Annotated in this window: 13 protein-coding genes; 12 read left to right on the top strand and 1 reads right to left on the bottom strand. The window is 33.1% G+C overall.

Translation table 11 applies throughout. The annotated features are described in order from the left end of the window. The first annotated feature begins 228 nt into the window (after nucleotides 1-228). From BN2667_RS05250 to BN2667_RS05235, 4 genes are all read left to right on the top strand, one after another. Complete coding sequence (locus BN2667_RS05250; protein ID WP_054252282.1) at nucleotides 229-1,632, top strand: phospholipase D-like domain-containing protein; 1,404 nt, start codon at nucleotides 229-231, stop codon at nucleotides 1,630-1,632. A gap of 116 nt (nucleotides 1,633-1,748) precedes the next feature. Continuing rightward, nucleotides 1,749-3,464: a catalase gene (locus tag BN2667_RS05245; protein ID WP_278308137.1), complete on the top strand. Its 1,716-nt coding sequence runs from the start codon at nucleotides 1,749-1,751 to the stop codon at nucleotides 3,462-3,464. A gap of 218 nt (nucleotides 3,465-3,682) precedes the next feature. After that, on the top strand, nucleotides 3,683-4,540 hold the full coding sequence (locus BN2667_RS05240; protein ID WP_054252281.1) for a stalk domain-containing protein: 858 nt from the start codon (nucleotides 3,683-3,685) through the stop codon (nucleotides 4,538-4,540). 20 nt (nucleotides 4,541-4,560) lie between these two features. Then, a complete protein-coding gene (locus BN2667_RS05235) occupies nucleotides 4,561-5,133 on the top strand; it encodes a hypothetical protein (RefSeq protein ID WP_054252280.1) in 573 nt (190 codons plus the stop codon). Between the two features lie 68 nt (nucleotides 5,134-5,201). Here BN2667_RS05235 and BN2667_RS05230 read toward each other — a convergent pair whose 3' ends face one another. After that, a complete protein-coding gene (locus BN2667_RS05230) occupies nucleotides 5,202-6,218 on the bottom strand; it encodes a threonine aldolase family protein (RefSeq protein WP_054252279.1) in 1,017 nt (338 codons plus the stop codon). Nucleotides 6,219-6,332: 114 nt separating this feature from the next. Between BN2667_RS05230 and BN2667_RS05225 the strand changes: the two genes are divergently transcribed. The 8 genes from BN2667_RS05225 (at nucleotide 6,333) to BN2667_RS05190 (ending at nucleotide 14,202) form a co-directional block, all read left to right on the top strand. Then, nucleotides 6,333-7,502, top strand: coding sequence for an iron-containing alcohol dehydrogenase (locus tag BN2667_RS05225; protein ID WP_054252278.1), 1,170 nt, complete (start codon nucleotides 6,333-6,335; stop codon nucleotides 7,500-7,502). Between the two features lie 92 nt (nucleotides 7,503-7,594). Continuing rightward, a complete protein-coding gene (locus tag BN2667_RS05220; protein ID WP_054252277.1) occupies nucleotides 7,595-9,400 on the top strand; it encodes an LTA synthase family protein in 1,806 nt (601 codons plus the stop codon). A 28-nt stretch (nucleotides 9,401-9,428) separates the two neighbouring features. After that, complete coding sequence (locus tag BN2667_RS05215) at nucleotides 9,429-9,842, top strand: GNAT family N-acetyltransferase (protein WP_054252276.1); 414 nt, start codon at nucleotides 9,429-9,431, stop codon at nucleotides 9,840-9,842. A gap of 42 nt (nucleotides 9,843-9,884) precedes the next feature. Continuing rightward, a complete protein-coding gene (locus tag BN2667_RS05210; protein WP_054252275.1) occupies nucleotides 9,885-10,688 on the top strand; it encodes a cysteine peptidase family C39 domain-containing protein in 804 nt (267 codons plus the stop codon). 114 nt (nucleotides 10,689-10,802) lie between these two features. Then, the gene (locus tag BN2667_RS05205; RefSeq protein ID WP_054252274.1) at nucleotides 10,803-12,062 is read left to right on the top strand and encodes a DUF2812 domain-containing protein; all 1,260 of its coding nucleotides are present in this window, start codon (nucleotides 10,803-10,805) and stop codon (nucleotides 12,060-12,062) included. Beyond that, nucleotides 12,035-12,346 (top strand): PadR family transcriptional regulator, encoded by a 312-nt coding sequence (locus tag BN2667_RS05200; RefSeq protein ID WP_054252273.1) that lies wholly within the window; start codon nucleotides 12,035-12,037, stop codon nucleotides 12,344-12,346. Before BN2667_RS05205 ends, BN2667_RS05200 begins: the two co-directional genes overlap by 28 nt. Nucleotides 12,347-12,452: 106 nt before the next feature. Beyond that, the gene (gene pepT, locus BN2667_RS05195; protein WP_054252272.1) at nucleotides 12,453-13,709 is read left to right on the top strand and encodes a peptidase T; all 1,257 of its coding nucleotides are present in this window, start codon (nucleotides 12,453-12,455) and stop codon (nucleotides 13,707-13,709) included. Nucleotide 13,710: 1 nt separating this feature from the next. Then, nucleotides 13,711-14,202: a methylated-DNA--[protein]-cysteine S-methyltransferase gene (locus BN2667_RS05190; RefSeq protein ID WP_054252271.1), complete on the top strand. Its 492-nt coding sequence runs from the start codon at nucleotides 13,711-13,713 to the stop codon at nucleotides 14,200-14,202. Nucleotides 14,203-14,206 lie beyond the last annotated feature (4 nt).

Below are 14,206 nucleotides of genomic sequence, written 5' to 3'. Positions count from 1 at the left end.
TTGGCTGATTTCCTTAGTTGTCTGGAATCCTTGCGTCATCTAAATTTATGGCCACTCTTTTAGACTTATATCAAAACGTCCGCCAGCCTAGCCAATATTTAATCCTTTTTTACATGAGCATCTTATTGTGCTTAAGTATTTTAAAAATTTTATGCTATAATAAAATTAGAATAAATCTTTTATGATTTAAAGTCGATTAAAAAGATTATTATAAATTTGGAGGCAACAATGAAAATAAAAATTAGATATATTATTATCCTGCTTTTGCTAGTTCCCTTTATTTATAGTTTATTTACTAAAAACTATAAAAATTCAAACTTAGATGGAGAATTTTATCCAGCAAAAAATGTAGATTTTCTACATGACCTGACCTATATGAAAGATGGTCAGCTAGTTAAAGACCAAAGTATTTTTAAAGAACAGATAAAACTAATAGCAAATGCAAAAGAATTTATTATCCTAGACTTATTTTTATACAATGACGAATACGACAGGAGCAAGATGGATTTTGCTAATCAAGTTGAAGAGATGACCGAGGCCTTAATAAAAAAACACAAGGAAGATCCAAGTCTTGACATAGTTTTTATAACGGATGAACTAAATAACTTTTATGGATCGTACAAACAAAAACACTTAAAGAGACTAGAAACTGAAGGCATTAAAGTAAATCTTGTAAACTTAAATACAATTAGAGATTCAAATCCACTATACTCAGGACTTTATAGGTTTTATATTAAACATTTTGGCCAAAGCGACAAAGGCTTTATAAAAAATATTTTTGATCCCCAAGGTCCCAAACTTTCAATCAGGTCGTTTTTAAGACTGCTAAACTTTAAAGCTAATCACAGAAAGGTTTTGATTACAGAAGAAGCTGCCTTAGTTTCATCTTCAAACCCTCACGACCCTAGCTCTAAGCACTCAAATGTAGCAGTGAAGTTTTATGGAAAGGCTATGGAAGATTTAATTAAATCAGAACTGGGCTTAGTAGCAGACAAATATGAAAACATCCAAGCATTTAAGGCTGAAGAAGTTTTAGATAAGAATATAAAAATTAGGGCCATAAGCGAAAAGAAAATTTTTGACGCATTGGAAGAAAATATTTTAAAGGCAGAAGAAGGTGACCAGATTAATATTGGCATCTTCTATATTGCAGATAGAAAACTTTTAAAGTCACTAGCAGATGCTTCTAAAAGAGGAGTTGAAATTAGAATTATAGCAGACTTAAACAAGGACGCCTTTGGCCTAGAAAAAAACGGAGCACCAAATAGGCCAGCCCTAAGTCAGTTAGTTGATGAAAATCCTGAAATCCAAGTTAGATGGTATCAAACTCACGGCGAACAGTTTCATACAAAAATGGCAATATTTTCTTATAAGGACAAGGATCCTAGGATCATATTAGGGTCAGCAAACTTTACTAGAAGAAACCTACAAAACTACAACTTAGAAACAGACTTAGAATTAAGCCTTTCAAAAGATTCTGACCTTTACAAGGAAGTCGAATCCTACTATGAAAAAATTTGGACCAACCAAGATGGAAATTACACTGTGCCTTTAGAAGACTACTACGAAGACGGGAAATTTTTAAGACTTTTATGGAAGATTCAAGAGTTTACTGGTTTGTGTACTTGGTAAAATATTTATAATAACTAATAAGTTTTCTGCTAGGTGTCAGCTTGATTTGCAGACAATGATAAGGGTATAAATATTTTGATAGAATAACAATCAATAGAAAATTTAAGGAGGACCAAATGACAGACAAGAAAAAAATGAAAAAAGACCCTATGGACAAAAATAAATTAGGGGACCACTTAGCTAGCAAAAATGATACTAAAGGAAAAAATCCTAAGATAACAAGAGCATCTGGTGCTCCTGTTGAAAACAATCAAGACTCAATGACAGCAGGACAAAGAGGACCTCTTGTTTATGAAGATACTTGGTTGTTTGAAAAACATGCTCACTTTAACAGAGAAGTTATTCCTGAAAGACGTATGCACGCCAAAGGATCAGGCGCTTTTGGAACATTTACAGTGACAAATGATATTACTAAATACACTAAGGCAAAAATATTTTCAAAAGTTGGCAAGCAAACAGAAATGTTCGCAAGATTTTCCCTTGTTGCAGGAGAAAGAGGCTTTGCTGATGCAGATAGAGACATTAGAGGCTTTGCCTTAAAATTTTATACAGAAGAAGGTAATTGGGACCTAGTTGGAAATAATACTCCAGTATTTTTCTTTAGAGACCCAATGAAATTTATTGATTTAAATCACGTTGTAAAAAGAGATCCTAGAAATAACATGAGAAGTGCAAATAGTAACTGGGACTTTTGGTCATCACTTCCAGAATCACTTTTACAAGTGACAATTACAATGAGTGATAGGGGAATCCCATCATCATATAGATACATGCATGGTTTCGGCTCTCACACTTATTCATTAATTAATAAAGACAATGAAAGAACTTGGGTGAAATTCCACTTTAGATCAGTCCAGGGCATACAAAACCTTACAGACCAAGAAGCTGAAAAAGTAAAGGGCATGGATCCAGATTCCCATCAAAGAGATTTATTTGAAGCTATTGAGAAGAAGGACTATCCTAAGTGGAAGATGTATATTCAAGTTATGAGCGAAGAAGAGGCTAACAAGATGGAAGTTAATCCATTTGACCTAACTAAAATGTGGTTAAAAAAGGACCATCCATTTATTGAAGTTGGAGAATTTGAATTAAATAAAAATCCAGACAACTACTTCCAAGATGTAGAACAAGCTGCTTTTAGCCCAGGTAATAATGTTCCAGGAATAGCCTTTTCACCAGATAAAATGTTACAATCTAGAATTTTAATGTACGGAGATGCTCAAAGATATAGACTAGGCGTAAACTTTAATCAAATTCCAGTTAATTCTCCAATGGGAATGAAAAAGGGAGATTACCATACATTCCATAGAGATGGACTAATGAGAGTTGACGGTAACTTAGGAGGAGAAAACCACTATGAGCCTAACTCCTATGGAAACTGGGAAGAAGACCCTAGAGGATATGAGCCAAAACAAAGTGGCGGAGATGTTTATAGGTATGATTATAGAGAAGATGATCAAGACTATTATACACAACCAGGTTTACTTTATAGGGCAATGACAGAAGATCAAAAACAAGTCTTATGCGAAAATACAGCAAGACATATGAAAGACACAACACTACAAATTAAACACAGGTGGATTGGACATTGCTACAAGGCAGACGAAGATTATGGTAAAAGGCTTGCTAAGGTTTTAGAAATTGATATTGACGATGTTGATTTAGATTTACCACAAAGGGATTCAAGAGAGAATAATTATAAAGCCAATAATGCCCATCCAGAACTTGATAAAGTAACTGAAGACTTATCAATGAGAGAATGGGAAGAAATAAAAACAGATTATGATCCAAAATCTTTTGTTGACCCAATGGAAGATCCATATGTTCTATAAGAATAAAATTAAGACTCAAGATTTTTCTTGGATCTTAACTTTTAATATCTAGGACTTTTATAAAGAGAAGGCCTATATATTTATTTATAATCAAAGGAAATAAGAAAAAGTTTGTAACTGCTTTGTTTATTTTTCGTAACCCTTTTGTATATTTTTAACTTTATGCCTGTGATAAAATGCTTTATAAGAAATAGCTATTAAGCACAAGGAGGATTTTTATGAAAAAGATTTTATTTTTTAGCATGGCCTTAGTATTAATGTTTTCAAGTCTAGCTCTTGCAAAAGAAGAGCCTGTAAAATTTGCTATGGACTTTGCAAAAGTTGAAGAAGTAAATGAAAAAGATGACTCTAACAAAATTTTAGTTGCCAGTGATTCTGATTCAGAAACTGCCTTAGACAAGGTATATTTATTTACCAAGGATGTTCCAGTAATGGATTTAAAAACTGGAGAACTTGTTGAAAATTATAAGTTTAAAAAGGGAGAAGAAATCCAATACTTCTATAGAGAAGACACACCAATGTTGATGTCTTATCCAGGCCAAATGACTCCTAACTTTATTGGAGTCAATGTTAAAGATAGCAAATATTCTTTAGAGGTTGACTATTTTAACAAAGAAGGTAAGGGCATTAGTAATAGATTAGAACTTAATCTTACAGATGAGAACGTGGCTAAAAACTTAAAAGGTGAGGAAGTTAAAGACTTTTTAGAAAAAGATTTAGCTGTTCTTTATACTGTAGCCACAAGATCACTTCCACCAATTGCCCGACCTGAAAAGATAATAGTTTTAGATATTCCAAAAAAAGTTGTCGACCTAATGGATTATAAGTCTGACGATGACAAGGGATATTTATTGAGAGCTTATTATGAAGACCTTGGCGCCCAAGTAACTTGGGAAAAATCAGATGACACAACAACAATTAGCCTTAAAGATAAGACAATTAAAATTTATAACAAGGAAGCTAAGTTAGAAATTAATAAAAAAGTTGAGACAATGAAAGATTTTTCTGTTGTAGACGGAATATCTTATATTCAAGAGGAAGATATAAATAAAATAAACAAATTTTTATTTGAATAAGATTTCTAAGAAAGGACAAAATGGAAAATAATTTACCAAGACAAAGAAATATAGAAATAGGAAAGGCCCTTTGTGGTCTTTCCCTTATACTTATAATAATATTTGCCTTATTAAGGAGTTTTTTTACTGGCTTATTTTTAGCCCTGCCAATTTTTTCTTGCGGCCTGATATTAATTTTTAAAAGAGAAAATGTTCTTCTTTATTGTCTTTGGACCATATTTTTCTTTGCAGATATTTATATCCGCTATGGCACTGGAATAACTTGGAGATTAATATTTTTGACCAAGGATTTTCTTCCTCAGTGGAATTATTCTAGGCTAGTAGTTGCTTGGATAGAATTTATTATTTTTATTCTGCTTACTATAATTACAATAGTAAAAGAAAAGAATAAGCCAATAATCTTAAATAATAAGAAAAAAGTTTTTTATATCCTAGGTTGGATCTTATTCTTTGTTCTTCTAGTCCCATTTAACTTTAATGATTTAAGTATCTTTGCAAATATTTATTATATTTTTGGAGACTGGCTAAGAGTTTTCCTTTATATTTTCTTAATTACTTGGTCCCTTAGACTAAGAAGCCATAAAAACTCTTAAGACATAAAATTAAATAAAAATAAAAATATCTGCTAGAGGGTTGACCTTTAACAGATATTTTTTTGCTTTTATAAAATTTTTTCTAATTTTTCTAAAAACTCAGCGACTTCTTCCTTAGTGGTCCTATAAGATGTGCAAAGTCTAAGGCTAGCTTCATAGCCGCCAAGACTTTCTAGGTCAATGTTTGCAAATTTTCTAACTTCTTCAATTTGTTTATCACTTAACTTAATAAAAAGCTGGTTGGACTCTGGTGGATAAGTAAAGGAAACTCCTAATTTTAAAAGTCCATCACTTAAGGCCCTAGCACTTTCATAAGAATTTTTTCCCAGCTGATAATAAAGTCCGTCATCAAAAAGGGCATCAAATTGGGCAGCGAGAATAAAGCCTTTGGCCATAATTGCTCCTTTTTGTTTCATATGGTTTCTAAGTCTTTCCTTTAACTTGTCTTCTACGACAACTAGAATTTCTCCAAAAAGCGCTCCGTTTTTTGTTCCACCAATGGTAAAGGCATCACAAGAATTAGCAAGTTCATTTAAAGTGAAGTTTTCAACAGCCATAGCAACAGCAAGTCTAGCCCCGTCTACATAAAGATAGCAGTCATAGTCCTTACAAAGCTTATGCAAGGCCTTTATTTCTTTAATAGAATAAACTGTTCCTGCTTCACTTGTATTTGAAATGTAGACGATTTTTGGAATAACATTTGTTTCAGCTCCAAATAGTTCAAGCTCTTTTCTTAAAAGGTCTGGAGTAAGTTTTCCATTTTCAGCAGTTATAGTTACAAGCTTGTGGCCAGTGGCTTCAATTGCTGCAGTTTCATGGATGGAAATGTGGCCAGTTTTTGCACAGATAATAGCCTCATAAGGTCTTAGGTTGTTGGTGCAGGCGACAATGTTTACAATAGTTCCTCCAGGAAGAAATTCTACTAAAATATCATCTCTTTCAATTTCTTTTTTTATTTTCTCTTTAACAGCTAAGGTATAGTCATCTTGGCCATAGCCTGACATTTTGTCTTGAGGCAGTCTTTCTAAAAATTCATAGACTTTTTCGTGGCCTTTGTCATTATAGTCATTTAAAAAATTTATCATAAGTCCCTCTCCTTGGAAAATTTTCTTTACTAATATTATACTACAAGTAGATTTTTTTATGATATGATTATGTAAATAGAGTAAATATAAAATAAAACTTAGAAGGGAGTAGGTATGAAAGATTTTACTTTTGAAATATCAACTAAAATATTATTTGGCAAAGATACCTTAGAAAATTTAGGAAAAGAAATTTTGCCCTATGGAAAAAATGTACTTTTAGTTTATGGCCAAGGGTCAATTAAAAAAACTGGCCTCTATGACAAAATCGTAAATAATTTAAAAAACATTGGAATAAAAACTTTTGACCTAGATGGAATTGTTCCAAATCCTAGAATCGACAAGGTTAGAGAAGGAGTTGTGCTTGCTAAAGAAAATCAAATTGATTTTATTCTAGCAGTAGGAGGCGGATCAGTAATTGATTCAGCAAAACTTATTGCTCTTGGAGCCTACAGCGAGGCTGATCCTTGGGACATAGTTATAGGAAAAGAAGAACCCAACAAGGCCATTCAATTAGGAGCAGTTTTAACCTTATCAGCAACTGGGTCAGAAATGGATACAGCATCTGTAATTTCAAATGAAGAGACTGGACAAAAATTAGGCTGGGGATCAGAACTGGTTAGACCAAGATTTGCTATCTTAAATCCAGAACTTACTTATACAGTTGATGCCTATCACACAGCAGCTGGAACAGCAGACATTATGAGCCACACCATGGAAAATTATTTTAGCCTTAATGACGGAGCATTTTTCCAAGATAGGACGGCAGAAGGAATTTTAAAAACTTGTATCAAGTACGGACCAATAGCCATAAAAGATTCAAATAACTACGAAGCTAGAGCAAATTTAATGTGGGCAGGATCTTGGGCCATTAATGGCCTTCTTGATACTGGCAAGGACACAGCCTGGTCTGTTCACCCAATGGAACACGAACTGTCAGCCCTAAGAGACATTACTCACGGAGTTGGCCTTGCAATCTTAACTCCATATTGGTTAGAATACTGTCTAAATGATCAGACAGAAGAAAAAATTGCAGACTTTGCGACAAATGTCTTTGGAATTAAAGAAAGTTCAAAAAGGGAAACTGCCTTAAAGGGCATAGATGCCTTGAGAAAGTTTTTTACTTCAATGGGCATTTCTGAAAGATTAAGAGAAGAAGGCTTTACAGAAGAAGACCTACCGTTAATGGCAAAAAATTGTGTCAACAATAGATCCAAGGCAGAAATAACAGGCTTTGTTCACTTAGAAGAAAATGACATTTTAGAAATTTATAAGAAAGCCTTTTAAAAAAATTAAGAAAAGAAAAGTCCACTAAGCCTTTTAGTGGATTTTTTTTACTGCTTTGATATAATTATTTTATATTAAGGAGGAGACAAGCTATGGCAAGAGAAAATTTTATAAGTTCAAAGAAAAAGTTTTTTATAGACATCTTACTTATTTTTCTTTTGGCCTTTGTTTTAACCCTAGTTAGCATTTTATTTGTGGACCAAGTTGTTGACTTAACTTTGATCAAAGCACTTTTGACCCACAAAATAATTTTTATAATGAATTATATTCCAATTTTTATTTTTTTACTTATAGGATATTTTTTAACTGGAAGTTTAGGCCTTAGTTTTTGTATAAATTCCACCCTCTTGTTTTTAATGGGCATTGGCAATCAAAATAAACTTTTTTATAGAAATGACAACCTTAGACTTACAGACCTGGGCCTAATTAAAGAAGGACTTTCTATGCTTGCAGAAGGAAATCCACTAAAGGTCCACAAGATATATTTTGTCTATCCAATTTTTATTATTTTAGGAAGTTTTTTACTTATAAAATTTTTAAAAACAAAAATGCCCAAGGCCCTTAGACTTGGAGGCTTAGTATTTTCTCTAGTCCTAGGAGGCTTAATTTTAAATACCATAATGATCGACAGAGACACTTATTGGACCAACTCAATGGGCAGATACCATCCCTATATTGAAGTTGAAAGAGCCAAGGACAGGGGCCTAGTCTACACTTTTACCTATGCATATAGGGATTTATTTAATCATCCGCCAGAAAACTACCAGCCAGAGGAGGCTAAAAAAATTCTAGCTTCTTATAAGGAGTCAATGCCAGAAGACAAAGACAAGGTAGACATTATATTAATTTTAGGCGAATCTTATGGAGATTTAGAAAGCCTCGGAGCCAAAGTCGATCCAGAAGTTTATAAGCCTTTTAAAGAATTGAGAGAAAAAAGCCTTTATGGAAAAATTCAAAATTATACCTTTGGTGGTGGGACAATTGAAACTGAGAGAAATATTCTTACAGGAGCTTATTCAAATATTCCCTACATTAAAAATCGCAATTCTCTTGTGTGGATGTTAAAGGACCAAGGTTATATTAGTCACACAATGCATCCCTTTACAGGCACCTTTTATAACAGGCTTAACACCAATAAATTTTTAGGCTTGGATAATTTTTTATACTCAGAAAATTTCTTTGACCAATATTATGTCAACCAGCCAGGTAAGTATTTCCCAGATAATCTTTTGTTTCCTTTGATCTTAGAAAATTATGACCAAAGAGCCAAGGACCATCCTTACTTTAACTTTGTTGTTACTATGCAAAATCACACGCCTTATAGTCAAGAAGACCAGGGTATAGAAGATTATTTAGACAGGGAGACTTTTAATGGAAGTGACGGCGACTATAACTCTGCCAATAATTATCTCTACGGCATTAAAAATACTGGAGAAAATCTTTTAAAACTGACTCAAGAACTCGAGAAGAGAAAAGAGCCAGTTGTAGTAATATTTTTTGGCGACCACTTGGCCAGACTTGGAGGAGAAGGAGAACTTTATAAGATGATGGGCATAGACATAGGATTAGATAACGTCGATGGTTGGCTTAATCATTACACCACTCCCTATATTTTCTGGGCAAGTTCAGAAGCGCAAAAACATCTTGCAGATAAAATTAAAGGCCAGGGACCCTATATGTCTAACTACTATCTCTTTGCCTACTGTTTAAACAAGCTAGGCTTTAAAAGTTCCTATGTTAAGTATCTAAATGACATCTTAGAAGAAATGCCAATTGATGCAAGTTCCTATACAAGCGAAAACGGTAGCTTAACAGCAAATCCAAAAGAAGAAACTCTGCTTAATAAAAATCGCTTCAAAAATGTAGAATACTATTATAAAACTAACTTTTTTTATTAGAAGAAAATATAAAGAAACGAGAAAGAAAATGCAAGTAGACAAAATTGAAATCAAAGAAACTATTATGCCAAACAAAGACCAAATTTTAAATCTATATAAAGACGCAGGCTGGACTGCCTATACTAATGAGCCAGAAAAATTATTAAAGGCCATAGAAGGATCTTTAAAAGTTTGGACTCTTTGGGATGAAAATGTTTTAGTAGGCTTGGCTAGGGTTGTTGGAGATGGACAAACAATAATTTATCTCCAAGACCTGCTTATCTTAAAGAAATATCAAGGTCAGGGCCTAGGCTCAAAAGTTTTAAAAAAAATTTTAGATGAATACAAGGACGTCAGACAATTTATTTTACTAACAGACCAAGTCCAAGAGAATATTAATTTCTATAAGAAAAATGGTTTGAAATTAGCAAGCGATTATGAGAGTGTAGCCTTAATGAAATAAGAAAAATATTATTAGAAAATTCTGCCAAGGAGATTTTGATTAGTGAAAAAGATTTTTAAAAAATTTAAAAAATTTATCCTAGGCCGTGGCGACTATGGTTTTTTAGATACAGACCAGCTGCCTAAGGGAAACTTTACTGACTTTTATATAGACGGCTTAGCTAATTTAGAATTTATTACAACAGCTGACAACAAAGACCTAGCAAAAAACCACTGCGGGGCAACTGCTGCCACAAATCTTGGTCACTATTATATAAGAGACATAGACCAAGACAGCTTGTTTAAAAAATTTTACAGTGAAATTGGCAATGGGCCAGTATTCTTTATTGCTAAAAAAATTCAAAGGACCTTTAAAGACCTAGGCAAAGATGTTGAATATTTTTCAACTAGAAATATAAATGAAATTAAAGCTGCCTTAGACCAAAATCACATGGGCATCTTGTTATTGGCCAATGGACTTTTTGACTGGCACTATGTTGTGGCCTTAGGCTATAGGTTTTATGAAAATGAAGAGCTTTATTTAATAATAATGGACGGCTGGACCAAGGATAGAAGAAGATTTTATAAAATAAACTCTGGGTCACTTTTGCTTTCTGCAAGTTTTTATAAATTAAAAGGAGAGGGAAGTTTGAAAGAAGACAAGGAAGAGGGAAGAAAAATGAAGAAAAAATATTTTTTATTTTTTATTTTAATGTTTCTTGGGGCTGTAGGCTTTGTTTCTTATGCCCTAAAAAATCCCCAAGGAAGTTTTAGCATTCCTCTAAGTTTACTTTACTGCCTTTACTTGCTTTATATTTTTCTAATGTTTTATTTTCTCTACAGGGCTTTAAAAAATAAGACAATTTAAAATGCAATTTAAAAAACAAAAATCTAGATTTAAAATTTTTCTTGACAAGTATCGAGTATCGATATAACATATAAGTATCGAGACTCGATATTTGATTTGAAAGAAAGGTAAGCTATGATTAAATTTAGATTTTTAACTTATACAAACTTTGGCCTTTTTGAAAAATGGTATGAAGATCTGGCCAGAGAAGGTTGGCAAATTGAAAGCCTACCACTTCCATTTGTCCACAAATTTAAAAAAGCTCCAGCAGCTGAAGTGAAATACAGGGTCATTATGGCCCCTAACGAAGGATTTTATTCTGCATTTTCAAAAGATGAACTAGATGATTATAAAAATATGGCTGAAGGCTTTGGTTGGAAACTAGTGGATAAGTCTTTTAACAACAATGTTTACAAACTAGAAGAGGGAGCTGCAGATTCTCTTTATAATGATGCTAAGGAAGAAAAAGAAATATTAACTAAAGGCATAAAGGGAGAAATAATCGCCATGGCATTAAGCTTATTTATTTTTCTAGGCTTATTTTTCTTAATAAGTGGATCTTTCCATTCTTCTTCAATATTTTACTCTAATGCAACCTTATTTAACTACCCAGCAAGCATATTACTTTTGGTTTTTATTTTTCTTTCAATTGGAGATTATATAGTTTTTAAGAAGAGAAATAAAGATGTTGCAGCTGTAAAAGACATGAAATTTTCAAAATTGAGTTTTTCCAAAACTTACACTTTTTTAATTTGCCTAAGTTTGATACTTATAATTTTAGGCTTAATTGCTCAAATTTTATATTTTGGAGGAAATGTTGAAAAAATTTGGATTTTATTACTTCCATTAGTAGTATTTTTTGTTACATTTTTTTCTATAAAGAAGGTTAAAAGACTAAATAAAAAAACTAGAACAAAAAAGGTATTAATGTTTGTTATTCCAATTTTAATTATTATTTTACTAAGTATAGCTGGTTCTATCTTAATGGGTCAATGGACAAATAATAATTTTGTCTTTAAAGATGCTGGAGACTTTAAAAAACTTCCTATGGAAAAAAGTTTTTTGACATCATCTCACGACCTTTATGAAAGTAAAGACAGAGACCTAAGAATAGAAAAAACAAAAGTTAAAAATGAAAAACTTGCTAGGGTACTTTCTGAAAGAATAATAAAAAACGCTAAGGACCATCCTTATGAAAGCGCCTTAGTCAAAGACTTGACAGGAGACTTTCCTTACGAAAAAACTTATAGCTTGGCTGGAGAAAAATCTTTCTTAGTCCTTTATGGACCTACAGTTTTAGAAGTCAGTGGAGATATCTATGACAGTGAGGTCCAAGAGCAGATAGAAAAATTATTGGAGGTAGAAAGATGGCAAGGGATCAATTCCAAACACTAACTGAGCCAATGTACTACACTCTTTTGGCTCTCGGCCAAGTTAGAAATGGATCAGAAATAACCAGCTGGGTAAGTCAAATTACAAATGGCAGAATTAATCTGGCTCCTGGAACTCTTTACGCCCTTCTAGCCCAGTTTTTAGAAAATGATTTAATAAAAAGGGTAGACGCAGACAAAAAAGGCAAGCACTACATTCTTACAGAAGAAGGGAAAACCTTGTTAAAAGAAGAAGTTGAAAGGCTTAAACTTTTAATTTCAAATTACGAAGACAATTTCAAAAAATAAGAATAAACCTAGGACGAAAATTATTTGTCTTAGGTTTTTGTTTTTGCGTGGAATATTTTTTTAATAAAGCCTATAATTAAATTAAGAAACTTAAAAGGAGAAAGATATGGACAGTAATTTTAATTTTAAAAAAGTTTTTGAAGAAAAATTTTTATCATATATAAAAATATCCAGTCAAAGTAATGCTAGTGCTAAAGAAGTTCCTTCGAGCCAGGGCCAATGGACTTTAGCAAAAGTTTTAGCAGCTGAACTAGAAGACCTAGGCCTAGAAGACGTTTATATAAATAATTTTTGTGTTGTACATGGAGTATTGAAAAAAAGATTAAAGACAGATAGAGATACTCCAGTGGTCGGCTGGGTTTGTCACTTAGATACAGTTGACGTATCTCAAAGCCCTGACATAAAGGCAAAAGTAATTAGAAGCTATCCAGGTGGCGACATAGTTCAAAACGAAGACTTGGGAATAATTTTAAAAGAAGCAGATCATCCAGAATTAAAGGCATATGTTGGCCAAGACATAATTATTTCTGACGGCACTTCAGTTCTTGGAGCAGACAACAAGGCGGCAATAGCAAATGTAATGACAGTGCTTCAGTACCTAAAGGAAAATCCACAGGTAGACCACGGTGAAATTCACATAGCCTTTGTGCCAGATGAAGAAATTGGCCTAAGGGGAGCTAGAAAAATTGACTACGACAAGTTTAAAGTTGACTACGCCTACACCATCGACTGCTGCCAACTGGGAGAAGTTGTTTACGAAACCTTTAATGCAGGAAGTGGCCGAGTTCATATTAAAGGAGTCTCTGCTCATCCAATGTCTGCCAAGGGAAAATTAGTAAATCCACTTATGATATCCAACGATTTTATAAATATGCTAGACAGAAATCAAACTCCAGAAAATACTGAAGGCAGAGAAGGCTATATTTGGGTAAACGGCCTCAACTCAAATGTAATAGAGGCAGAAATTTCTTTAAATATCCGTGACCATTCAAAAATAGGTTATGAAAATAAAAAAGCCTATCTCAGACAGGCAGTTGACTTATTAAAATTAAAGTATCCTAAGGCAGAAATTTCTATAGAATTAGAAGATGTCTATGCCAATATTTATGATGCAGTAAATGATGACAACAGAGAATGCATTGACAATATTTATAAGGCCTTTGAAGAATTAGATATTGAACCAATTACACTTCCAATGAGAGGGGGAACTGACGGATCTTTCATTTCTAGCCTAGGCATTCTTACGCCAAATTACTTTACTGGCGCCCACAACTTTCATGCAACTAGTGAGTTTTTGCCAATGGATTCAGCAGAAAAATCCTGCTTAGTAACTTTAAAGTTGATAGAAGAGGCAGCCAAATAAAATGAAATATTTTTCTTTTTACAATTCGCCACTTGGCCAAATGCTAATGATTAGTGATGGAGATCATCTTTTAGGTTTAGACTTTGAAGACAGCAAATACATTCCTAAGGACTTAAAAAATTTTCAGGAAAAATCTGATTTAAAAGTCTTTATTCAGACAAAAAAATGGTTGGACCTTTATTTTAATGGCCAGGTCCCAGACTTTTTGCCGAAAATTAAACTTGAGGGAACATCTTTTAGGAAAAAAGTTTGGGAAAGACTTTTAGAAATTCCCTATGGCACAAGCAAAACTTACGGAGACCTTAGCCAAGAAATATTTGCAAATAAAAAATATTCACAAGCCCTTGGCGGAGCAGTTGGTCACAATCCTATTTCAATAATCGTCCCTTGCCACAGGGTCTTAGGAGCAGATGGAAAGTTAACTGGTTACGCTGGCGGCCTTGAAAGAAAAAAATTCCTTTTAGATTTAGAAAAGATCCCATATAGAAAGTGATTAA

Origin of the sequence: Neofamilia massiliensis, from assembly GCF_001299475.1 — a bacterium.
In the GTDB taxonomy this organism is placed as follows: Bacteria; Bacillota; Clostridia; order Tissierellales; family Peptoniphilaceae; genus Neofamilia; species Neofamilia massiliensis.
The sequence above is the reverse complement of the archived record's forward strand: the minus strand, read 5'-3'. Positions and strand labels throughout refer to the sequence as shown.